The sequence below is a fragment of the Promicromonospora soli genome (assembly GCF_014653785.1).
Lineage (GTDB): Bacteria > Actinomycetota > Actinomycetes > Actinomycetales > Cellulomonadaceae > Promicromonospora > Promicromonospora soli.
Genome location: NZ_BNAS01000001.1, coordinates 197,422 through 219,999, shown reverse-complemented (window position 1 = coordinate 219,999; position 22,578 = coordinate 197,422). Strand labels below are relative to the sequence as shown.

Genomic DNA, 22,578 nt, shown 5'->3' with positions numbered 1-22,578 from the left:
CCAGCACGTTAAGTTTCGCTTTCTCCTCTTCACACCATTCCCTCTCAGCCCTACGGTGATCCGATCGCGCCGTATACCCCTGGGAGGTACCCGTGCAGTTCCGACGCCGGAAGTTCGCGACGAGCTCGGTAGCCGTGCTCGCCCTGATGCTGAGCGCCTGTGGTGGGGGAGGTGGAAGCGGCACGTCGGAGCCCGGGGCAAGCCACGAGACGGCTGACAAGGTCACCATCGCGATCGCCTCGGACGAGGGCACGCTGACGCCCTTCACCAACCAGACCGGGTACCCCGGCAACAACCTGGTGAAGCTCGTCTTCGACACGCTCGCGGTCGTCAGAGGCGACGAGGTCGTCGGCCTGCTCGCCGAGGAGCTGAAGACCGAGGACAACCAGACCTACACGCTCCCCCTGCGTGACGGGCTCACCTGGCACGACGGCGAGGAGCTCACCGCTGAGGACGTCGTCTTCAGCGTGGAGTTCTACCGCGACCACGCGGAGGGCGACTCCGCCGTGGACGTCAGCATGATCGAGGACGTCTCAGCCGAGGGCAGCACCGTCACGATGGTGCTCGACCGGCCGGACCCGGAGTTCTCGCGGATGGTCCTCGCCGACATGGCCATCCTCCCCGAGCACCTGTGGGCCGATGTGCAGAAGGTCAGCGAGGCCGGCGCCGACCTTGCCGTCGGGTCCGGGCCGTATGTGCTCGACAGCTACGACAACTCCCGCGGATACACCCTTACCGCCAACCCCGACTACGCGCCGGGTGAGGTGAAGGTCGGCACCATCGAGGTCGCCGTCATCCCCGAGGAGTCGACGCAGTTCGCCGCGCTGCGGACGGGCGAGATCGACATGTCCACCCGCATCGTGCCGCCGCAGCAGCTGGAGCAGCTCCAGAGCCAGGCCAACATCGAGATCGTGGAAGGCACTGAGTTCGCCTCCACGCTGCTGCTGTTCAACAACGGCCGTCCACCGTTCGACGACCCGGCTGTGCGGCGCGCCATCACGCAGGCCATCGACACCAGGGACCTGATCGACACAGCGCTCCTCGGTTCCGGCACGCCCGGCAGCCCGGGCTTCGTCCACCCGGCCTCGCCGATGGCCGCAGGCGACGGTTCCCCCTATGACGTCGACGCGGCGAACGCCGCTCTGGACGAGCTCGGCGCCGAGCCCGGCGCGGACGGCGTCCGGGTCCTCGACGGGGAGCCGATGTCCTACGACCTGCTCGTGCAGTCGACCTCCACGGACCGGCTCCGCTCGGCTGAGCTGATCCGCGAGATGCTTTCCGAGGTGGGGATAGAGGTGAAGATCTCCTCGATGGAGTCCGACTCCCTCGATGCGAAAGTGTGGCCGGACTATGACGTCGCGCAGGGCCGCAACTACGACATGTCGATGTGGGGCTGGTCCGCGCCGGTCATGCTGTCCAGCGGTCTCATCGCGCAGCTGCTGTACTCCGACCCGGCCGACGGGCCGCTGAACGTGGCCGGGTTCTCGGACCCGGAGACCGATGCCGCCCTGGACGCACTCACCGCCGAGGAGACCCTCGAGGGTCGCGTCGCCGCCGCCGCCGACCTGCAGACGCGCATCGCGGAGCAAGCGCCGTGGGTCACGCTGTACTACAGAGACGGTGCGTACGCGTTCCGGAGCGACACCTACAGCGGGTGGACGTGGCAGGACGGCAGGTCCGTCCTGAACGGCTTCTCGTTCGTCGACTACGACCTGTGAGCGCCATCCAGACGTCCGCGCCCGACACCTCCCTGGGCCGGCCCGGACGCGTGACCTACCTCGGGGGCCGCGTCGCGGAGTACGTGGTCGTGCTGTTCGTCGCAGTGACGCTGAACTTCCTGCTTCCCCGGGCGCTGCCCGGCGGGCCGCTCAAGCTCTTCGGTAGCCCGGAGGCGCTGGCTCGGCTCACGGCGGAGGAGCGCGCCCAGATCGCGACCGAGTACGGCTTCGGTGACCCGGTCCACGTCCAGTTCTTCGCCTACCTCAGGAGCGTCGTCACCCTTGACCTGGGGACGTCGTTGTCCGACGGGCGTACGGTCACCGAGGCGATCGGCGAGGCGCTGCCGTGGACCTTGCTGCTGGTCGGGACGAGCATCGTGTGCACAACCCTGATCGGCATCGCCCTCGGGGTCATCGGGGGCCTGCGCCGCAGCGAGGGCAAGGGTGCAGGCACTCTCATCGGCGCGATCGTGGTCGACTCGATCCCGCAGTTCTGGCTGGCGATGGTGCTCATCGTGTGGTTCGGCGTGAAGTGGCAGGTCGCACCGACCTTCGGCGCCACTGGGCCCGACGGCGTCACGGTCACCGGCCTCGCCCAGCACCTGGTGCTCCCGGTGGCGACGCTCACCATCACCGGCATCGGCTACATCTTCCTGTACACCCGGTCCTCGATGCTGAACGTGCTGACCAGCGAGCCGGTCCAGCACGCGCACGCCCGTGGCATCCCGCGGGGCAGGCTGGTGCGTCGCCATGTGCTCCGCCCGGCCCTGCTGCCTGTGCACACCCTGATCATGCTCGACATCGGTTTCCTGGCCGCCGGAGCCATCGTCGTGGAGACCGTGTTCGCGTATCCGGGCCTGGGCCGGCTCACCTTCGGCGCGATCGCGGCGCGCGACTACCCCCTGATGCAGGGCACGTTCCTCGTGCTGACCCTCATGGTCGTCCTGATGAACCTGTTGGCAGACCTGACCTACCCCCTGCTGGACCCGCGGACCCGTACCGGAGGTGAATCCTGATGAGTGCTGCCACCGTTCCGGAGGCCGGCGCCCGACCGCGACGCCGTGACCTCTTGGGCCGTCAAGGGCGTGCCGGTGCGGCGCTGCTCGCGCTGATCGTCGGCACGGCGGCCTACGGGTTCTTCTTCCTTCCTGACGGGGCGGGAAAGACCCGAGAGGCGGTGCCGTACGAGGCGCCGTCCGGCGCCCACCCGCTCGGCACCGACGACCTGGGCCGCGACCTGCTCGACCAGCTCCTCGTCGGCGCCGGCACCTCGCTCACCCTGGCGTTCCTCGTTGCCGCGGTTACCACGGTCCTCGCGGCCATCCTGGGCGGCATGGCCGGCATCGGGCCGCGATGGCTGTCGGCGACCATCATGCGGGGCATCGACGTGATGCTCGTGCTGCCCGAGCTGGTGCTGTTCATCCTGGTCGCGACGTTCCTCGGACAGAGCTTCGGCATCCGTGCCGCCATCCTCGCGCTCATCCTCTGGCCCGCCCCGGCACGCGTGCTGCGTGCCGCGGTGCTGACGTCGTGGTCGCGGGCCCACTTCGAGGCGGCCCGCGCCATGGGGGCAGGGCACGCGTGGCTGCTGGCCAGACACGCCTCCTACTTGATCGGCCCGCTGCTGGTCCCGGTCTTCGTGCGGACCGCGATGCGCGCCATCGTCTATGACGCCACGCTGTCCTTCCTCGGCCTGGGCGACCCGACCGTCCCGAGCTGGGGCACCACCTTGTACTGGGTGCAGGTCAACGGCGTCTTCCTCTCCGACGCATGGCTGTGGTGGGCCGGGCCTCCGGGCCTGGCGATCACTCTCACCGTCGTCGCCCTCGCCCTGGTCGGCACCTCTATCGAGGACCGCCTCAATCCGAATCTGCAGGAGTCGCGATGACGCTGTCGGTGCAAGACATCACGGTCCGCTACGGCGGCAAGGTCGCCGTCGACCATGTCGACCTCGAGGTCGCGGACGGCGAGGTGGTCGCCGTCGTCGGGGAGAGCGGCTGCGGCAAGACAAGCCTGGCCCGAGCCCTCGCCGGGCTGCTGCCCGGGAGTGCCGAGGTTAGCGGTCGCGGAGTGCTGCGCAGCGACCGCCACCCCGACCTTGACCTCGGTGCGGTCGAGGACTGGCGCGGAATCCGGGGCCGCCGCATCGGCATCGTCCCGCAAGGGGCGATGTCCGGCCTCAGCCCGATCCACCGTGTCGAGGCCCAGCTGCGCGAGATGCTGACCGTGCACGACGGGACGGCGGAGCCGGGGGACCTGCTCGAACGGGTGGGCCTGACGGCGCGCGAGCTGCACAGCTACTCCCACCAGCTGTCCGGGGGGCAGCGGCAGCGAGTCGCGATCGCGCTCGCGCTCGCCGGAGACCCGGACCTGCTCATCGCCGACGAACCCACGACTGGCCTGGACGCGGTCATGCAGGGCAAGGTCCTCGGGCTCATCGCCTCGCTCGGCATCAGCACTCTCATCGTGTCCCACGACATGGCCGGGCTGCTGCCCTACGCGGACCGATTCGCAGTCATGTATGCGGGTCGGCTGGCCGAAGTGGTGCCGGTGACGTCGCTGCATCAGGGCCGGCACCATCCGTACACGGCCGGCCTGCTGGCCGCGACCCCGTCGACGGACCGGACCGTCACTTGGGCAAGCATCTCAGGATCCGCGCCACCATTGGACGATCTCCCGGAAGGGTGCCGGTTCGCGCCACGTTGCCCCGTCGCGGCCGACGAGTGCCGCACCACCGTGCCTGATCTCCGGGTCGTCGGGGACGGCGCGGTCGCTTGCCACAGGGTCGAGGTGGCGACAGACGTCGGCTACCCGGCGGTGCCGAGAGCTGCCGGTACGTGCGGCGACCCGGTACTGACCATGTCGGGCATCCAGCACACCTACCGGTCGCGGAGCCGCACGACGACCGCTCTGAACGGCGTCGACCTGACCGTTGGCCGCGGCGAGATCATCGGCCTCGTCGGTGAGAGCGGGTCGGGCAAGTCCACCCTCGCGCGTATCGCGCTGGGCCTGATCCGGCCCAGCCAGGGTGCCGTGACGCTCGGGAAGGACGAGGTCACTGGATCCCGCGGACGACGGTTGCGCGCGGTACAACGCCGCGTCGGGTTCATCCATCAGGATCCGTACGACTCGTTGCACCCGGGCATGAAGGTCGCCGCACTCATCGCCGAGCCGCTCGTCATCGCCAAGGTTCCTCGTGGCGAACATGACGGGAAGATTCGCTCGGCACTGGCCGCAGCGGGTCTGCCCGAGTCGTTGCTGGGCCGGTACCCGGGTCAGCTGTCCGGCGGGCAGCGGCAGCGGGTCTCGATCGCCCGCGCCCTGGTGAACGATCCGGAGCTGCTGGTAGCCGACGAGGCGTCGTCCATGCTGGACGTGTCCACCCGCGGTGGCATCGCGACCACGCTGCGGTCGGTCGCCACCGAGCGTGGCCTGGCAGTCGTGTTCGTCACCCACGACATGGGAGAGGCGATCCAGTCGTGCGACCGGATCGTGGTCCTCCGCCACGGCCGCGTGGTCGAAGCCGGAGCGTGCGGCACCATCAGCTCCAGCCCTGAGCACGAGTACACCGCGCAGCTGCTTGCTGCCTCCCACCACTGAGAGAAGGCCTTGATGCGACCAGCCCCCAACGTTGCCGGATTTCCTCCCGCTACCGACGTGTTCGACCGCCTGGCCGGTATCGCGGACCGGTTCGCCCTTCAGCGCGACCTGGCCGGCTCGGACGACTGGATCGCGTGCGAACGGCTGCACGATCCCGGCTCACCCGAGCTGGCAGCCGTCCTGGAGGCCGAGCGGGTGGCGAGCGGCCAGGTGTCGGAGCATGCGACGGCGCTGACCGTGATGGCGGTCTATGCCGGGACCGTCACCTCCGCAGCCATGCTGGCGTGGGCGCTGGAGGATGTCGTCATCGACATGCGTGCCTCGAACGTCGCGGTTCGCCTGAGCGACCATCACGGGTTCGAGGGGTACGGGCTGCGGGAGGCGACCGTGACAGCCGGTGCGCCGGTCGAGCTGCTGGTGGAGCAGGTCGTGCACCAGCATCTCGTCCCGCTGGTGGAGGCGATGCACACCAGGACCCGCGCCGGGTACCGGCAGCTGATGGGTGGTGCCGCGCACGGCTGCGCGGCCGCGTTCTGCCTGGCCAGTCGCATGGGTCAGGACGTCGACCTGATCGAGGAGCGGTACAACGCGTTCCTGTCCGCCACGGACGTCGGGTTCGAGAAGCTGGGCCGGGTCATCCGGCTCCGGGAAGGCGACCGAGAAGGATTGTTCTACCTGCGGGACACATGTTGCCTCTACTACACCTCGGCGGAGAAGACGAAGTGTTCGAGCTGTTGCCTCGACTCGGTCTCGGACCGCATCGCGAACTACCGTGAGGTCCTCCGACGGGGCACAATGCCCCATTGACCGCGGCCGCGTCAGGCGGTCCCCGGGGCGCCCGGGAGCAGCTCGCCGAGGTCGAAGCTGACCGGCTCCTCCAGCTGCTCGTAGGTGCACGACGTCGGCTCGCGGTCCGGGCGCCAGCGCTTGAACTGCGCGGTGTGCCGGAACCGGGTGCCCTCCATGTGGTCGTAGCCCACCTCGAGCACCCGCTCCGGCCGCAGCGGCGTGAACGACAGGTCCTTGCCCGAGCTCCAGCGTGACTGCGCGCCGGGCAGCCGGTCCCCGGCCTCGGCGTTCGCCGGGTCGGTCCAGCCGCGCCATGGGTGCTCGTCCGCCGCGGGCGTGCCGGGCTCCACGACCAGAGGGGCGAGCTCCTCGACGAGCTCCGCGCGGCGGGCCGCGGAGAACGACGCCGCCACCCCGACGAACTGCAGCCGCGGCTCCTCGTCGGACTCGTCCCACAGGCCCAGCAGCAGCGAGCCCACCAGCGGCGCCTGGGGCGTCGAGGTCTTGTGCAGCCGGTAGCCCGCCAGCAAGACGTCGGCGGTGCGCGTGTGCTTGATCTTCAGCATGGCGCGCTTGTTGGGCGCGTAGACGCCGTCCGCGGGCTTGGCGACCACGCCGTCCAGGCCCGCGCCCTCGAACGAGCCGAACCACTCGGTGGCCAGCGAAGCGTCCAGCGTGCGGGGCGTCGCGAACACGAGCGGCCCCTTCAGGCCGAGCCCGTCCAGCGCCGCGAGGCGCTCGGTCAGCGGCCGGTCCACGAGCGACTCGTCGCCCAGGGCGAGCACGTCGAACACGACCAGCGCGGCGGGGGTGGTCTCGGCGAGCATGTTCACGCGGGACGCCGCCGGGTGGATGCGCTGGGAAAGCAGCTCGAAGTCCAGGTGCGCCCCGGTGGGCGAGCCCGTCCCGGTGGTCGAGCCCGTCCCGGTGGTCGAGCCCGTCGAGACCCCGGAGGTCTGCGCGATGACGATCTCGCCGTCGACCACGCACCGTTCCGGGAGGGCCCCGCGGACCGCGGCGACGACGTCCGGGAAGTAGCGGTCCATCGGTTTCGCGTTGCGCGAGTCGATCCGCACGTCGTCGCCGTCGCGGTACACGATGGCGCGGAAGCCGTCCCACTTGGGCTCGTAGACGTACGCGGGGCCGGCGTCGTCAGCGGGTGGCTGGGCGGGGATCGCCGCCACGCTCTTGGCGAGCATCGGCAGGACCGGGGGCTGCACCGGCAGGTCGAGAGTGGTCATGTCGTCAAGGCTGCCTCAGCGCGGCACGTAACGCAGGTAGACGCACCCGTTCGCGAACGTCCGGGTGTCGACGAGGCGCAGGCTGAGCCGGGCGCCGGGTGGCAGCGCCGGCAGGCCGCCGCCCACGACCTCCGGGTAGACAAAGAAGCGGAACTCGTCGATGAGCCCGTGCCGGATGGGTTCGGCAGCCACGGTGGGCCCGCCCACGGAGACGGCGCCGGGCGCGCAGTTGGCGATCCGCCGCAGCTCGCCGAGCTGCAGGTCGCGCACGAGGCGGGTCCGCGCCGACGCGACGGCCTCCTCGGGCAGGGACGACGACGCGACGATCTTCTCCACCCCCTGCCAGATCTCCGCGTACCGCGTCATGTGCGGGTTGGGGTCGGGCCCCGGTTCGTGGGTCTCCCAGTAGACCATCGTCTCGTACATGCGCCGGCCGTGGATGTAGACGGCGACGTCCGCCTCGATCTCGTTGATGAACGCGAGCACCTCGTCGGTGGGCACTATCCAGTCGAACTTCCCCTCGGCGTCGACGGTGTACCCGTCGGCGGACATGTTGGCGAAGTAGCGCAGGATTCCCATGTACGTTCCGACGCCGCAGCGGGGTGGAACTCATCGGCCCACTCGGTCCGCGAGCGTGCGAGTCGTCCGGGGCTGCGCCATCGTGGAGAGTGAACGACCAGACTGAGGGGAGGAGCAGCCATGCCGAGGCGTGACCCTGGCCCGAGCGTCAAGGACAAGGAGTTGTACGAGAAGCTGCGCGACGAGGGCAACTCCAAGGAGAAGGCGGCACGCATAGCGAACGCCGCCGCCGGCTCGTCCCGCAAGAGCCTCGGCCGCAAGGGCGGCAGGAGCGGCGACTACGACAACTGGACGGTCGAGCGGCTGCGCAAGCGTGCGGCCGAGATCGGCATCGAGGGCCGGTCCTCGATGCGCAAGGGCGAGCTCGTCAAGGCGCTGCGGAACCACTGACCCGGTCTTGGGTTGTGGGCGTGACGGTTGCGACCACGCGACCGATATAGGCGCAACGATCGCGCCCACAACCAAGGATCAGTCCTTTGTCCTGTCCCGGTCCTTGTCGCGGCTGGGCTGGACCCGCTTGGGCTCGCCCGGCATCTTCGGGTACTCGGGCGGGTAGGGCAGGTCCTCGAGCCCGTCGGCCTCGTCGCGGGCCGCGAGCTCCAGCGCGTCGTCCAGGGAGCAGTCCAGCTCGGGGTCGCGGTCGGCCCGCAGCGCCGCGAACAGGTCGCCCCGCTCCGCGAACCGACCGGGAGCAGTCAGGACGTCGAAGTCGTCGGGATGCACCTTGTCGACCTCGTCCCACTCCAGGGGCATCGAGACGGTGGCGCGCCCGTTCGCGCGGATCGAGTAGGCGGAGGCGATGGTGCGGTCACGGGCCATCTGGTTGTAGTCCACGAAGATCGCCTCGCCGCGCTCCTCCTTCCACCACCGCGTAGTGACCTTGCCGGGCAGGCGGCGCTCCAGCTCGCGCCCGATGGCGATGGTCGCCCGCCGACCCTCGGTGAACGTCCACCGGGGCTCCAGCGGCACGAACACGTGCAGCCCACGGCCGCCGGAGGTCTTGGGGTACCCGATCAGGTTCAGCTCCCCGAGCAGCTCCCGCAGGTGCGGGGCGACGGCGGCGGCCTCGGCGAAGGCCGTGCCGGGCTGCGGGTCGAGGTCGATGCGCAGCTGGTCGACCGCCTCGACGTCGTCCCGCCGGACCGGCCACGGGTGGAAGGTGAGCGTACCCACGTTCGCGGCCCAGGCCACGACGGCGGGCTCGGTGGGGCACACCTCGTCCGCGGTCCGGCCAGACGGGAACGCGATGGTCGCCGTCTCGACATAGCCCGGCGCGCCCTTCGGGACGCGCTTCTGGTAGAAGCCGTCGCCCTTCGGGTCGTCCGGCTTCGGCATGCGCGCGGTGAGGCGGGCGCCCTCGTGCCAGCCCTTCGGCCAACGCTCCAGCGTGGTGGGGCGGTCCAGGAGGGCGCCGGTGATGCCGTCGGACACGGCGACGAAGTACTCGACGACCTGCAGCTTGGTGATTCCTCGGGGGAAGACCACGCGGTCCGGGCTCGTGACGCGCACCGTGCGGCCTGCGACGTCGAGCTCCACCGCGGGTGTCTTTGATCCGGCCATGCACCGAACCTAGCCCGCCAGCTGCTCCAGCGCTGCTGAAAGCGCCCGGTGTGCCGCGGGGCGGCCCACCACGCGGGCTCGCTGGTCGAGCACGCGCTCCGCGTGCCGCAGGTCCACACCACGCTCGGACAGGGCGACGAGGATGGGTACGGCGGCCGCCGCCGGCGCGGTGCAGGCGACATCGATAGCGGTGCGGGTCAGCCGCGTCACGGGGACACCCGCGAGGTGGATCGTGTCCCGCGCGAGCCCCGGTGCGCGCCGCGCGACCTGTCGCGGGCGCGCCACGGGGCAGTGGGTGTCGGGGGAGTAGGCCAGCTCGATCGGCGCACCGGCGGGCCAGGCCGGGGAGACGACGCCGCCGTGCAGTCCCGTGTAGACCCACGCGGCGGTGGACGCGGCCAGGACGCAGCGGGCAGGCACCTCGTGCGCGAGCGCGAGGGCACGGTGCCGAGGCCCGACGACGGAGCCGATCGCGACCGCCGCGCCGTCGTGCAGCTCGACCAGGGCGCCGGAACGCCGCAGGTCGGACCAGGCCACCGGGCCGCCGACGTGTGCCGGAGTGACCACGATCGGGGCGGGCTCCGGACCGGGGTCGAGGAGCGCGGCGAGGGAGGTGAGCTGGGACGGCATGCGCAGAACCTACGTGCAGCGGGCCCGGTCGCGCAGTGCGCTACCGGGCCCGCTGTGGACAAGTCAGAGGCAGCGCGAGCCGGCGCCGCCCCTGGGCTCAGCCTCGGGAGTCCTGGGCTGCCTTGACTACCTGCTCGAGCCACGAGCGGCGGGCCGCGACCGCGGCCTCCAGCTCCGACACCTTGCGCTTGTCACCCTTGGCCTGGGCGGCCGCGAGGTCGGCCTCGAGGCCCTCGATCGCGGCCTCGAGCTGCGCGGCCGCACCCTCGGCGCGCGCACGCGTCTCCGGGTTGCTGCGCTTCCACTGCGCCTGGTCAGCGTCGCGGATCGCGGTCTCGACCGCGCGCAGGCGGCCCTCCACACGCTGGATGTCGCCGCGCGGGACCTTGCCGGCCTCCTCCCAGCGCTCCTGGATGTTACGCAGCACGGCCTTGGCCTTGTTCAGGTCCTTGACCGGCACCAGCGCCTCAGCCTCGAGGAGGAGCTCCTCCTTGACCTTCAGGTTCTCGCCGTACTCCGCGTCGATGACCGCGTTCTCGGCGTCCCTGGCCTCGAAGAACCGGTCCTGGGCGGCCCGGAAGCGAGCCCACAGGGCGTCGTCGTCCTTGCGGGACGCACGGCCCGCCGCCTTCCAGCGCGTCATGAGGTCGCGGTAGGCGCCCGCCGTGTAGCCCCAGTCGGTGCTGGTGGACAGCGCCTCCGCCTCCGAGACCAGCTTCTCCTTCTCGGTCTTGGCGGCGCTGTTGCGCTGCTCCAGGTCGGCGAAGAAGTGCCGGCGCTCGCGGTCGAACGCGGTGCGGGCGTGGCTGAACCGCTTCCAGAGAGACTCTTCGGTGGGGCGGTCGATCCGCGGCCCGGAGCGCTGAGCGTCCTTCCAGCGGTCCAGCAGGGAACGCAGCTCCTCGCCGGCGGGTCGCCACTGCATCTTGCTCGGGTCGGTCGCCGCGATCTTCTCGGCGGCCTCCACGATCGCGGTGCGGGACGCGACGGCCTCCGCCTTCGCGGCGCTACGCGCCTCCTCCAGGGCGGCCCGACGCTCCGCGGAGAGGCCCCGCAGCACCTCGACCCGGCCCCGGAGGGCGTCCAGATCGCCGACGGCGGCTGGCTCGGCCGTCTCCTCGGTGAGCTTCTGGAGCGTCTGGTCGATCTCGCGCACACCCAGGTCCGCGCTCTCCAGGCGGGCCTCGAACAGGCCGACCTTCGCGCTCAGGTCGAGGTACCGGCGCACGTACAGGGCCAGCGCCTCCTCGGTGGTGACACCCGGGAACTGACCCACGACGCGCTCACCTGCGGAGTCGCGCACGTACACGTTGCCATCGGAGTCGACGCGGCCGAACTTCTCCGCCTCGGCGTGCGCGACGGCGTCGGCGGCAGCGGGCACCACCGGGGCGGGCGCGGTCGCCGGGGCGGACTGCGCCGCCGGAGCCGACGGCGCGCCCGGCTTGGGCGGCCGCGGACGCGCGAGCGCGGCCGGCGACGGGATCGCCGACGGCTTGGGCGTGGCGGGCTTCGGGGCAGGAGTCGAGACGGGGGCGGGCTCCTCCGTCGGGGCCTCGGCCTCGGCGGCCGGTGCCTCCGCGGCAGGGGTCTCAGCGACGGGAGCTTCTTCGGCGGCAGCCTCGGCCGTCGGGGTCTCGTCCGCAGGAGCTTCCTCGGCGGGGACCTCGGCTTCGGCGGCGGGAGCTTCCTCGACGGCCGGGGCCGCTTCGGCGGGAGCGTCCTCCGCGGCAGCCTCAACCTCAACCTCAGCTTCAGCCTTGGCCGCAGCTTCCTCGGCAGGAGTTTCTTCCGCGGCAGCCTCAGCCTCAGCCGGGGCCTCCTCGGCGGGAGCGTCTTCCGCGGGGACCTCGGCCTCGGCAGCCGGAGCCTCCTCAGCCGGGGCTTCCTCAGTGACCTCCGTGACCTCCGTGACCTCCGCGGCAGGCGCCTCGGCCTCGGGTTCGGCAGCCTCCTCGACGGCAAGCTCCTCAGCGGGGTCCTCGGGGGCCGCCTCTGCGGGGACCTCGGGTGCCTCCGCTGGTGCGTCCGCCTCGACGGCTGCCTCAGGCGCTTCGCTCACCGCCTCTGCGGGAGATTCGGCTGCGGTCGGAGTCTCGGCCACGGGCTCGGCGGGCGCGTCCTGCTGGACGGGCTCGGACGAGCGAGAAGTGGGTTCGCTCACTGGGTCTCAACTCCTTCGATGGTGACCGGATCGACAGGCTCACCGTCTGGTGCACCGCCTGCCGTTCCCGCGTCAGCGACTGCCTGGACAAAGTCCAAGCCGGATGTGATCGTGCCGAAGACCGTGTACCCGCCGGCGGCGTCGGAGGGGATGGTCGATTCCTCGTAGACGAGGAAGAACTGGGAGCCCATGGACTCGGCGTCGCCGCTCTGGCGCGCCATCGCGACCGTACCGGCGGGGTAGACGTCGTCCGCCGGGGCATTCTCGACGGGGCCGAACGAGTAGCCAGGGCTGCCGGAACCCGTGAAGGTCGGGTCGCCGCACTGGAGCACGAAGATACCTTGCGTCACCAGGCGGTGGCAGCCGGTGCCGTCGAAGTAGTCACCCTGGGCGAGCGTGACGAAGCTGGCCACGGCCTGCGGGGCGCGTGCGCCGTCGAGCTCGAGGACGATGTCGGCCTCCGTGTCGCCCGAGCAGGCCTGCAGCGTGACGGTCCAGGTGCGGTCCTCAGCGACCTCGGGGTCGGCGAGCTCGTAGTCCTCCCGCGCCTCCTCGACGCCGGCAGGGCAGGCGCCGGCGTCAGCGTCGTCCGACCCGCCGGTGTTGATCAGGGCGGCGACCACGAAGGCGCCGACGAGCGCGAGGACCGTGAACAGCGCGATCAGCATCCAGAGGCGCTGCCTCTGGGCGCGCTTGGCTGCCTGCCGCTGCGCCCGCTTCTCCGCCTGCTTGGTCTGCTGAGCGCGCTGCCGCTGCTTGGTGGACGCCACCGCGTTCCCTTCTCCGTGCTCTCTGGTGCTCGCCTCGACCCGTGTGCGATCCCGCTGGACCGTTTCACTGCCGGATCCGGGGCGAATCACCCCGTGCGGGGACAGTGTAGGCATCGGACGCCAGGTCACACTGTCTGAGCCGTTTCGCACCGGGGTGAAGATGGGGTCTGCCGGCGGGGACGCCTGCCGCTACCGTGGGCCGCGTGGAGCTCCGTCTAGTCGTCGCGCCGGTGTTCGGGACCAACTGCTGTGTCGTGTCGTCGGGCACCGACTGCGTCGTCGTGGACGCCGGCGCCGGGGTGGCCGACGCCGTCGGGCGGCTGATCGACGGCGCGGGCCTCACGCCGCGCGCCGTCCTCGCCACGCACGGCCACGCCGACCACACCTGGGACGCGGGAGCCCTGTGCGAGCGGTACGGGATCCCGATGAGGCTGCACGAGGCGGACGCCTACCGGCTGGCCGACCCGTTCGGCACCCTCAGCCCCGCGCTGGAGAACGCGCTCGGGCTGCACCGCGACGACTACCGCGCGCCCGCCGTCGTCGAGCCGTTCGCCACTCCCGGCGGTTCCGCGACGCTGACCTTCGGCGAGGTCACGCTGCACGCCCTGCACGCGCCCGGCCACACCGAGGGATCCACGCTCTACCGCCTCGACGACGAGGTGGTCCTGACCGGCGACGTCCTGTTCGCGGGCTCCGTCGGCCGCACCGACCTGCACGGCGGCTCGGGCCAGGTGATGACCGAGACGCTGCGCGCCGTGGTGCGCGCGCTGGACCCGGCGCTCGCCGTCGTGCCAGGGCACGGGCCCACCACCACGGTGGCGCACGAGCTGGAGACGAACCCATTCCTCGCCGCGGGCCGAGCGTGAGGGCGTACGCCCGCGCTGTGGAAAAGCTGGGCTGACCACCCGGCGCTCGTGGGAAGATCTGAGGCATGGCAAAGCCCACTCCTCTCTCCGGTTTCCCCGAATGGCTCCCTGACGGTCGCATCGTCGAGCAGCACGTCCTCGACACGCTGCGGCACACCTTCGAGCTGCACGGGTTCGCCGGGATCGAGACGCGGGCCGTGGAGCCGCTGGACCAGCTGCTCCGCAAGGGCGAGACCTCCAAGGAGGTCTACCTGCTGTCCCGCCTCCAGGAGGAGAACAGCCAGATCCCCGACAAGCAGCTCGGCCTCCACTTCGACCTGACCGTGCCGTTTGCGCGCTACGTGCTGGAGAACGCAGGCAAGCTTGCGTTCCCCCTCCGGCGCTACCAGATCCAGAAGGTCTGGCGCGGCGAGCGCCCCCAGGAGGGCCGCTTCCGCGAGTTCATCCAGGCCGACATCGACATCGTCGGCGCGGGCGAGCTGCCGTACCACTTTGAGGTCGAGGCCCCGCTGGTCATGGCCGAGGCGCTCGGCGCGCTGAGCGAGATCGGCCTGCCGCCGGTCCGGATCCTGGTGAACAACCGCCGGGTCGCCGAGGGCTTCTACCGCGGCATCGGCCTGGACGACGTCGAGGGCGTGCTGCGCCAGATCGACAAGCTCGACAAGATCGGCCCGGACAGGGTGTCCGAGCTGCTCGTGACCGAGTGTGGCGCCACAGAGGACCAGGCAAAGGCCTGCCTGGCGCTGGCGTCGATCTCGGGGTCGGACGTCGGCGTGATCGCCGAGGTGCGGGCCCTCGCCGAGTCCCACGGCGCCGTGACCGAGCTGCTGGAGACCGGCCTGGCCGAGCTGGGGGCGCTCATCGCTGCCGCCTCCGAGCGGGCGCCGGGCGTGGTCGTGGCGGACCTGAAGATCGCGCGTGGCCTCGACTACTACACGGGCTCGGTGTACGAGACGGTGCTGGTGGGGCACGAGCAGCTCGGCTCGGTCTGCTCCGGCGGCCGCTACGACACGCTCGCCTCCGACGGCAAGAACACGTATCCGGGCGTCGGGCTGTCCATCGGCGTCTCCCGCCTCGTCTCGCGGCTGCTCTCCGCGGAGCTGGTGGAGGCGACCCGGTCTGTGCCGTCCGCGGTGCTGGTCGCGGTGACGTCCGAGGAGGAGCGCGCGGCGTCCGACGCCGTGGCCACGGCCCTGCGGGCCCGGGACATCCCGGTCGAGGTGGCGCCGAGCGCCGCGAGGTTCGGCAAGCAGATCAAGTACGCCGACCGGCGCGGTATCCCGTTCGTATGGTTCCCGGGGTCCGTGGGCGACGACGGCGCCGTGGCCGACCAGGTCAAGGACATCCGCTCCGGCGATCAGGTAGACGCCGACGCCGCGACATGGGAGCCGCCGGCCGAGGACCGCTGGCCCCGGGTGATCCCGAAGGGCTGAGGCCCAGCGCCTGGATGCCGCAGGCATGCTCCACTTGACCTTGGCTCGAACGAGTGTTCGAATCAGGGTATGCGTTGGCAAGGTCAGGCGATCGATCACGACGATGGTGCGCTGCCCGGGCTCGAGCTGCCCGGGCTGCGCACCGCGGGCCTGCTGCGCACCGTCCGGTCGCCGGAGTTCGCGGGCGTGACGTTCCACGAGGTGCTGGCCAAGAGCGCGCTGTCGAAGGTCCCGGCGGCGTCGCAAATGCCGTTCCGCTGGACGATCAACCCCTATCGCGGCTGCTCGCATGCCTGCTTTTACTGTTTTGCCCGAAATACTCATGAATATCTCGACCTGGACGCCGGGCACGACTTCGACTCCCAGGTCGTCGTCAAGGTCAACGCCGACCAGGTGCTGCGCGCCGAGCTGGCCAAGCCGTCCTGGACCCACGAGCCCGTCGCACTCGGCACCAACACCGACCCGTACCAGCGGGCAGAGGGCCGCTACAAGCTCATGCCCGGCATCATCTCGGCGCTCGCGGACTCGGGCACGCCGTTCTCGATCCTGACCAAGGGCACGCTCCTGCGGCGCGACCTGCCGCTGCTGGTGCAGGCGGCAGAGCGGGTCGACGTCGGGCTGGGAGTTTCCCTTGCCTTCGCCGACGAGGAGCTGCAGCAGTCCGTTGAACCCGGCACGCCCTCGCCGCGCGCCCGCCTCGACCTGATCCGCGCGATCAGGGCGGCAGGCCTGCCGTGCGGGGTCATGGTCGCGCCGGTCCTGCCGTGGCTCACCGACTCGCTGGCGCACCTCGAACGGCTGCTCGACACCCTGGTCGACGCCGGTGCGACCGGTGTCACCGTCCTGCCCCTGCACCTGCGCCCCGGCGCCCGCGAGTGGTACCTGGGCTGGCTCGAACGGTCACACCCGCACCTGGTGGAGGGTTACGGGCGGGTCTACGCCCGTGGTGCCTACGCGCACAAGGGCTACCGGGACTGGCTCTGGGAGCGGGTGCGGCCACTGATCGACGAGCGCGGGCTGGGCGGCAGCGCCATGCACCGCGCCCGGGCCCGCGGCGAGACCGAGGGCGATCAGCACGCGGAGGGCGACTACCCGCGGGGTGCCTTCAGCGGCGTGCGCGCCGACGGCACCGGTGCGGCGTCCTTGGCCACGGACGTCGGAAGCGAGACCTTGTTCTGATGAGCCCGACCACGGACCGAGGCTGACCGCCCTTGAGCTGACTCCCGTTCAGCATGCGCTTGCTCCCGGAAACCGGCTCGATTCCCGGAGCAAGTGCATGCTGAACGGGGGCGAGTGCTCCCGTCGAGGAGCAGTCAGGCCCGCAGGGTCTCCAGGTGCTCCGCGATCCGGCCGATCGCCTCGGTGAGCACGTCGACGTCGGGCAGCGTCACCAGGCGGAAGTGGTCCGGCTCGGGCCAGTTGAACCCGGTCCCGTGCGTGACGAGGATCTTCTTGTCGCGCAGCAGGCCGATGACGAACGCCTCGTCGTCCTTGATCGGGTACACCTCGGGGTCGAGCCGCGGGAAGCAGTACAGCGCCCCGCGTGGCCGCACGGAGGTGACACCCGGGATCTCGTTGAGCAGCTTGTCGGCCAGCATGGACTGCTCGTAGAACCGGCCGCCGGGCACGATGAGCTGGTCGATCGACTGGTAGCCGCCCAGCGCCGTCTGGATGGCGTGCTGTGCCGGCACGTTGGCACACATGCGCATGTTCGCCACCAGGGTCAGACCCTCGATGAAGTCGGCGGCGCGGTGCTTGGGGCCGGAGATCATGGCCCAGCCCGAGCGGTAGCCGCAGATCCGGTACGCCTTCGACAGGCCGCTGAACGTGATGCAGAGGACGTCGTCGCCCGCGAAGGTGGCGGTGTGGTGGTGGGTGGCGCCGTCGAACAGGATCTTCTCGTAGATCTCGTCGCTCAGGAGCACCAGGTCGTGCTTGCGCGCCAGCTCCGCCAGGCCCTTGACGGTGGACTCGCTGTACACGGCGCCGGTCGGGTTGTTCGGGTTGATGATCACGAGCGCCCTGGTGGCGGGGGTGATCAGCGACTCGATGTTCTCGAGGTCAGGGTTCCAGCCGTTGTCCTCGTCGCACAGGTAGTGCACGGGCGTGCCGCCCTGCAGGCTCACGGCCCCGGTCCACAACGGGTAGTCCGGCGCGGGGACCAGCACCTCGTCGCCGTCGTCGATCAGCGCCTGCAGCACCAGGCTGATCATCTCGGACACGCCGTTGCCCACGTAGACGTCGTCCACGTGGGTGTCGAGGCCGTGCGACTGGTAGTAGTGCGCCACGGCCGTGCGCGCCGAGTAGATGCCACGGCTGTCGCTGTAGCCCTGCGCCTCCGGCAGGTGGTGGATCATGTCTGCCAGGATCGCGTCCGGCGCTTCGAACCCGAACGGCGCCGGGTTGCCGATGTTCAGCTTGAGGATGTGGTGGCCCTCGGCCTCGAGCCGGTACGCCTCCTCGAGGATGGGACCCCGGACGTCGTAACGGACCGACTTCAGCTTGCGGCTCTGCCTGATCTCTCGCACCGGCACATGCTCTCAGACCTGGCCCCGTTGGTAGTCATCGTGAGGGTGCGCAGAGGCATCCCGTCTCGCGAAGTTCACCCGGGCAACAGCCGGGATCCGGCCCGGTGCGGTCCGCGGCACCAGTAGCCTCCCGTCGGGCGATCAGCGCCCCATCCACTCGAACGCCCGGACAGGTATCAGATGGCCACTCCCCATGACGAGGCACCAGCCGCCGCTTTCTTCGACCCGTTGGCCAACGTGCCCGACGGCGCCGCTCTCCGAGCGGCCTGCGCGGCCGGCGACATCGCGAAGGCGCTCGCGCTCCTGTGCCCCCTCAGGGCGAACGACGACCTCTCGACCGCTCTGATGGGGATCGCCGGGACCGCGACCGGGTTGTCGGACCAGGCGCGACAGTTCACGGCGGCCATCGACGCGGCCGACGACGGCACGCCGCTGGCCCGGACGCTCCGCGCAGTCCGGTACACCGCGGTCGGCTGGTCGATCCGCACGCGGTACCGGGCGGAGCACGTCTCGGCCAGCCAGTTCGAGCAGTTCCACGACTGGCTCCGGCGGGCCGAGCGCCTCCTGTTCAACGTGTGCGCGGAACACCCCGGCTACGTGCCGGCCTGGGACGCCCGCATCACCACGGCCCGTGGCCTTGAGCTCGGGCATGGTGAGGCGCGACGCCGGTACGACCGGCTCGCGGCCCTCGACCCGGGTGTGTTCGCCGCACAGCGCATGTATCTCCAGCAGGTCCTGCCCAAGTGGAGCGGCTCGTGGGAGGAGGCGTCGCGGTTCGTCGAGGAGTGTGCGACCGGCGTGGCGCCGGGTTCACTCGGCCCTGCCCTCGTGGTCGACTACGCGGTCGAACGGTGGCTCGACGGGGAGAAGGCCGTGCCGCCCGCGATGGTCGAGCGGATCCGCGCGGCAGCGGCCGCCACGGTGCTGCACCCTGAGCACGTCCGGACCGCCGCGAGCGCGACGGCCCACACGAACTTCGCGCTGTTCTTCACGATCGCCAAGCGACCGGCCGAGGCCTGGCCCCATTTCGAGGCGCTCGGGGACTTGCCTGCCCAGGGCCTTTGGGACTACTACGACCTCCGGCCCGAGGTGCGGTACCGGGCGCAGCGCGCCGCCGCCGCCAAGGCAGGGTCGAAGGCCGCCGGTCGCAAGGGCGTGCGGGTATGACCGCCCCCGCGCTCCCGGTGCTGACGGACCTGCCCGGCATCACCCTCGCCGAGGCTGACGGCGTCCCGCTGCTCCTCGCGCCCCGCGAGGGCAACACGACCGGCGGCATCATCTTCCGCGTCGGTTCGGCCGACGAGACGCTGGCCACGGCTGGCATCACGCACCTGATCGAGCACCTCGCACTGCGCACCCAGGTGCTCAGCGAGGCCCACCTCAACGGGCACACGCGCTCGGACGTCACGCTGTTCCACGTGGCCGGGTCCGCCGCCGACGTCGTCGCCTACCTCAACGCAGTCTGCGAGTCGCTGCGCGACCTGCCGCTCGACCTGATCGAGACCGAGAAGGACATCCTGCGGTCCGAGTCCGACGGGAGGAGCCCCGGCTTCGGCGGACAGCTGCGGATCAACCGCCACGGCGCTCGCGGCCATGGGCTCGTGGGCTATGGAGAGCGCGGCCTGGACCGGATCACGCCGGACGAGGTGCGGGAGTGGGCCGCGCGATGGTTCACCCGGGAGAACGCTGTCGCCTGGATCACGGCGGACGCCGTCCCGGACGGCCTGGACCTGCGGCTCCCCGCGGGCAGCCGCATGCCATCGCCGACCGTCACGAACGTGCTCCGCGGTACCCCTGCGTACCTGGCCGGGCTGCGTGACGGTGTGGCGCTCGACGCGCTGGTACCGCACGGGAAGGCGGGTCAGCTGACGGCGGGTGTCATGAGGGAGGTGCTGCACGGGACGCTGCGCCGGGACGCGGACATCGCTAGCTCGGTCGACGTGAGCTACGAGGCCCTGAACCCCGACCAGGCGCGGATAGGCGTGGTGGTCCAGGCCGCTGAGGGACGTCAGGGTTCGGTGGCCGGCGCGGTGGCGGACGCGCTGGGCAGACTCTGGTTCTACGTCGCGGACGACGACCTGGCGGCCGCGCGTACCGCTGCCGTCGAGGAGCTGGCAGGGGTAGCGGAGCTGCCCGCCGCGGACATGCTCCCGTCGGTCGCATACCGCGTGCTCAACGGGCGCCCGGTTGAAGGCGCGGAGACCATCAGGGCGCACGTCGAGCTCGTCACGGCTGACGACGTCCGCGCCGTCGCCCGCGACCTGTGGGGCACTGCGCTCTGGTACGTGCCTGGAGCCCTGGACTGGGCGGGCATCGTCCCCGTCCCGCAGTGGTCGGAGCAGCGTGCACGGGGGCGTGAGTTCCGGCGCATCGACGCCCCGGACGTCTCGCTCGTCCTCGCCGAGGACGGCGTAGGGCTGGTCGCGCCGCAGGGGGCCGTCACGGTGCGCTTCGCCGACTGCGTCCTGCTGGAGACCGTGCCCGACGGCGCCCGTGTGCTCACCGGGGCTGATGGATTCCGGGTCCTGATCGAGCCGACCGTGTACCGGGACCTCACCGGCGAGGACGTGGCGAGGCACGTGGACTCGCGGGTCGCCGCGGACGTCATCGTGCACCACCCGCCGCGGGATCCGGAGCGAGTCCCGGTGGCGGAACCGCCCAGGCCCCCGGGCGCGAAGCGAGCGGATCGGACGTCGGTCTCGGGGACGATCGAGCGCCTGGTCGGCCTGTGGGTCGTCGGGTTCCTCGTGCTCGGCGGAGGACAGCTCGCGGCAGAGGAGCTTCTGGACCTCGAGATCCGCCTGGGCGTTCTCCCGCTGCTCGCCCTGGGTGCGGCCTCGGTGGCGCTGGTCCGCAAGCGGCACGGCAAGGGGGCGCGATGACGACCGCCGCCCACGAGGTGCCCCGCGTGCTCCACGCCGGGCGCCCGGGCCGCACTACAGGTGGTCTGGTGTTCCGGGTGGGCCTCGCCGACGAGACGCTCGCGACCAGCGGCATCACCTCGCTGGTGGTGGCGTTGGCGCTGCGCGCGGTGGAGCGGCCGAGCCTCGAGATCGACGCCTCGGTGGGCCCCACAGTGACCCACGTCCGTGTGAGCGGGTCCAGCGACCGCGTGCGGACGACCCTGCGCGACCTGACACGCGCCCTGGCGAGCCTGCCGGTGCTGCACCGTGCGACCGAGACCCGTGCGCTGCACGAGCGTGCGACGGACAGCGTCGGCGTCCTGGCCTGGCGGTACGGCCTCCAGGGGTACGGCCTGGGTCCGGGGCACTACGTGGGGCTGCACCGGATCACCGACGCCGACCTTCGGGCCTGGGCCGCCGAACGGTTCACCCGGGCCAACGCGGTCGCCTGGTACACGGGCGACGACGAGCCGGAGCTGGACCTGGAGCTGCCCGCCGGAGCGGTCGGCTCCGCCGCCTACCCGCCATTGAGCGTTCCCGACACGGCGTTGGAGCTGCCGGCCGAGGCACCGGCCGGCGGCGCCAAGGTGATCTGGGACGCGGTCGTGCCTGACGTCCCGGCCCTCGCCGTGCTGGCGGAGGTCGCGCGGCGTGCGCTGTTCCAGAGCGTTCGCATGGACCACGGCTGGACGTACGACGTCTCAGCGGTGGTGAGTCCGCTCGACGGTCGGCAGGCGAGCCTCCAGATCTCGGCGGGTCTTCGGCCCGAGACCGCTGGGCAGGCGACGGGCGAGTTCCTGGACACGCTGGGGCGCCTGCGGCACGTCGTCACCGACGACGAGCTGGTCACTGTGCGGGCCCATCTGCTGGCGCCGTACGACGAGCCGCACCAGGAGGCCATGTGGTTGCCCCAGGACGCCGTCCTGACGCTTCTGGGCCTGCCGGTCCCGACGCCGGCCGAGCGGCGGGCCGCGATCTCCGGGGTGACTGCGGACGTCGTCGTCGCGCTGGCCCGAGAGGTCTGGGATCGCGGGCTGCTGGTGACGCCGGTGGGCGCAGGGTGGGCCGGGACACAGCTCCTGCACCGTGGGGCAGGAGACGTCGTCCCGGGTCGGGCCTTCGAGCGTCTCGATGCCGACGCGACGATCGTGGTCGGCGACGAGGGCGCCACGCTGCGCGAGGGACGGACCTTGACGACGGTCCGGTTCGGCGAGACCGCCGCTCTGCTGGCCTATCCCGACGGCGGGCGTCTCCTGGTCGGGCTGGACGGTGCGCAGGTGCCGTTCGAACCGACCCTGCATGACGACCTCGGCGGGCGGGACCTCGCCGAGCTCGTCGACCGGCACGTGCCCGAGGAACTGGTGGTGCCCGTGCCCCGCGCGGCGGCGCCGGAGCGGCCGGTCAAGGAGCAGATCGCCCGGGCGGCCCGGGCGCGCGCCGACCGCGAGGTCGAGGAGGACGGCATCCTGCGGACCGCTGGGGCCGCGGCGGCCTCCACCGGCAAGGCGGTGCTGGAGCTCGGCAAGGTGGTGTTGGAGCTCGGCAAGGCGGCGGTAGTCCTCCTCCTCGTCCTCGTGCTGCTCGCCGGTGTCGGGGGCACCATTCTGGCTGCCGTCCTCACCCTCGGAGAAGTGGGTGCCTGGCTCGACGGGGACGGTACGTGGCGGAAGCTCGCCGTCGTCGTTCCGGCCGGTCTCGGCAGTGCCGGCGTGTCCTGGCTGTCCTATCGGGCGATCCTGCGGCTGGGCGGCGAGGCGAAGGGCGCCGCCGAGAAGAACGACTGACGCCCGGTGGCGACGA

19 protein-coding genes are annotated in these 22,578 nt (G+C 71.3%); 12 read left to right on the top strand and 7 right to left on the bottom strand.

Features of this window, described 5'->3' with window-relative positions; translation table 11 throughout:
* Positions 1 to 92 precede the first annotated feature (92 nt).
* Genes IE250_RS00965 through IE250_RS00945 form a run of 5 tightly spaced genes read left to right on the top strand, consistent with a single transcriptional unit; the run spans position 93 to position 6,125 of the window.
* Entirely contained in the window at positions 93 to 1,718 is a 1,626-nt protein-coding gene (locus IE250_RS00965) for an ABC transporter substrate-binding protein (RefSeq protein ID WP_189667412.1), read from the top strand.
* Complete coding sequence (locus IE250_RS00960; protein ID WP_189667411.1) at positions 1,715 to 2,734, top strand: ABC transporter permease; 1,020 nt, start codon at positions 1,715 to 1,717, stop codon at positions 2,732 to 2,734. The genes IE250_RS00965 and IE250_RS00960 overlap by 4 nt, the downstream gene beginning before the upstream one ends.
* Complete coding sequence (locus tag IE250_RS00955) at positions 2,734 to 3,606, top strand: ABC transporter permease (RefSeq protein ID WP_189667410.1); 873 nt, start codon at positions 2,734 to 2,736, stop codon at positions 3,604 to 3,606. The genes IE250_RS00960 and IE250_RS00955 overlap by 1 nt, the downstream gene beginning before the upstream one ends.
* Positions 3,603 to 5,318: an ABC transporter ATP-binding protein gene (locus IE250_RS00950; protein ID WP_189667409.1), complete on the top strand. Its 1,716-nt coding sequence runs from the start codon at positions 3,603 to 3,605 to the stop codon at positions 5,316 to 5,318. The genes IE250_RS00955 and IE250_RS00950 overlap by 4 nt, the downstream gene beginning before the upstream one ends.
* Before the next feature lie 12 nt (positions 5,319 to 5,330).
* A complete protein-coding gene (locus tag IE250_RS00945; RefSeq protein ID WP_189667408.1) occupies positions 5,331 to 6,125 on the top strand; it encodes a (2Fe-2S)-binding protein in 795 nt (264 codons plus the stop codon).
* An 11-nt stretch (positions 6,126 to 6,136) separates the two neighbouring features.
* Here IE250_RS00945 and IE250_RS00940 read toward each other — a convergent pair whose 3' ends face one another.
* Together IE250_RS00940 and IE250_RS00935 are read right to left on the bottom strand one after the other, a co-directional pair.
* On the bottom strand, positions 6,137 to 7,348 hold the full coding sequence (locus IE250_RS00940; RefSeq protein WP_189667407.1) for an ATP-dependent DNA ligase: 1,212 nt from the start codon (positions 7,346 to 7,348) through the stop codon (positions 6,137 to 6,139).
* A 15-nt stretch (positions 7,349 to 7,363) separates the two neighbouring features.
* Positions 7,364 to 7,927 carry a dihydrofolate reductase family protein gene (locus tag IE250_RS00935; RefSeq protein ID WP_189667406.1) on the bottom strand — a complete coding sequence of 188 codons (564 nt, stop codon included), beginning with the start codon at positions 7,925 to 7,927 and terminating at the stop codon, positions 7,364 to 7,366.
* Between the two features lie 120 nt (positions 7,928 to 8,047).
* On the opposite strand from IE250_RS00935, the gene IE250_RS00930 reads away from it, so the two are divergent.
* A complete protein-coding gene (locus IE250_RS00930; RefSeq protein ID WP_189667405.1) occupies positions 8,048 to 8,317 on the top strand; it encodes a DUF7218 family protein in 270 nt (89 codons plus the stop codon).
* A gap of 78 nt (positions 8,318 to 8,395) precedes the next feature.
* Here the strand turns inward: IE250_RS00930 and IE250_RS00925 are convergent, their stop codons facing one another.
* The 4 genes from IE250_RS00925 to IE250_RS00910 form a co-directional block, all read right to left on the bottom strand.
* Entirely contained in the window at positions 8,396 to 9,487 is a 1,092-nt protein-coding gene (locus IE250_RS00925; RefSeq protein ID WP_189667404.1) for a DNA polymerase domain-containing protein, read from the bottom strand.
* Positions 9,488 to 9,496: 9 nt separating this feature from the next.
* Complete coding sequence (locus IE250_RS00920) at positions 9,497 to 10,117, bottom strand: hypothetical protein (protein WP_189667403.1); 621 nt, start codon at positions 10,115 to 10,117, stop codon at positions 9,497 to 9,499.
* A gap of 97 nt (positions 10,118 to 10,214) precedes the next feature.
* Positions 10,215 to 12,278, bottom strand: a complete 2,064-nt coding sequence (locus IE250_RS00915; RefSeq protein ID WP_189667402.1) for a DUF349 domain-containing protein — start codon at positions 12,276 to 12,278, stop codon at positions 10,215 to 10,217.
* Complete coding sequence (locus IE250_RS00910; protein ID WP_189667401.1) at positions 12,275 to 13,048, bottom strand: peptidylprolyl isomerase; 774 nt, start codon at positions 13,046 to 13,048, stop codon at positions 12,275 to 12,277. Before IE250_RS00910 ends, IE250_RS00915 begins: the two co-directional genes overlap by 4 nt.
* Positions 13,049 to 13,251: 203 nt before the next feature.
* Here IE250_RS00910 and IE250_RS00905 point away from each other — a divergent pair, with 203 nt between their 5' ends.
* The 3 genes from IE250_RS00905 (at position 13,252) to IE250_RS00895 (ending at position 16,526) form a co-directional block, all read left to right on the top strand.
* Positions 13,252 to 13,914 carry an MBL fold metallo-hydrolase gene (locus IE250_RS00905; protein ID WP_189667400.1) on the top strand — a complete coding sequence of 221 codons (663 nt, stop codon included), beginning with the start codon at positions 13,252 to 13,254 and terminating at the stop codon, positions 13,912 to 13,914.
* A 65-nt stretch (positions 13,915 to 13,979) separates the two neighbouring features.
* On the top strand, positions 13,980 to 15,347 hold the full coding sequence (hisS, locus tag IE250_RS00900; RefSeq protein ID WP_189667399.1) for a histidine--tRNA ligase: 1,368 nt from the start codon (positions 13,980 to 13,982) through the stop codon (positions 15,345 to 15,347).
* 69 nt (positions 15,348 to 15,416) lie between these two features.
* Positions 15,417 to 16,526: an Rv2578c family radical SAM protein gene (locus tag IE250_RS00895; RefSeq protein ID WP_189667398.1), complete on the top strand. Its 1,110-nt coding sequence runs from the start codon at positions 15,417 to 15,419 to the stop codon at positions 16,524 to 16,526.
* A gap of 134 nt (positions 16,527 to 16,660) precedes the next feature.
* Here the strand turns inward: IE250_RS00895 and IE250_RS00890 are convergent, their stop codons facing one another.
* Positions 16,661 to 17,875 carry a pyridoxal phosphate-dependent aminotransferase gene (locus IE250_RS00890; RefSeq protein WP_189667397.1) on the bottom strand — a complete coding sequence of 405 codons (1,215 nt, stop codon included), beginning with the start codon at positions 17,873 to 17,875 and terminating at the stop codon, positions 16,661 to 16,663.
* Between the two features lie 180 nt (positions 17,876 to 18,055).
* On the opposite strand from IE250_RS00890, the gene IE250_RS00885 reads away from it, so the two are divergent.
* From IE250_RS00885 to IE250_RS00875, 3 genes are read left to right on the top strand one after another with little or no spacing between them, the layout of a single operon-like run.
* Positions 18,056 to 19,042: a hypothetical protein gene (locus tag IE250_RS00885; protein ID WP_189667396.1), complete on the top strand. Its 987-nt coding sequence runs from the start codon at positions 18,056 to 18,058 to the stop codon at positions 19,040 to 19,042.
* Positions 19,039 to 20,757: a peptidase M16 family protein gene (locus IE250_RS00880; RefSeq protein WP_189667395.1), complete on the top strand. Its 1,719-nt coding sequence runs from the start codon at positions 19,039 to 19,041 to the stop codon at positions 20,755 to 20,757. Before IE250_RS00885 ends, IE250_RS00880 begins: the two co-directional genes overlap by 4 nt.
* Positions 20,754 to 22,562, top strand: a complete 1,809-nt coding sequence (locus tag IE250_RS00875; RefSeq protein ID WP_189667394.1) for an insulinase family protein — start codon at positions 20,754 to 20,756, stop codon at positions 22,560 to 22,562. The genes IE250_RS00880 and IE250_RS00875 overlap by 4 nt, the downstream gene beginning before the upstream one ends.
* Positions 22,563 to 22,578: the final 16 nt, after the last annotated feature.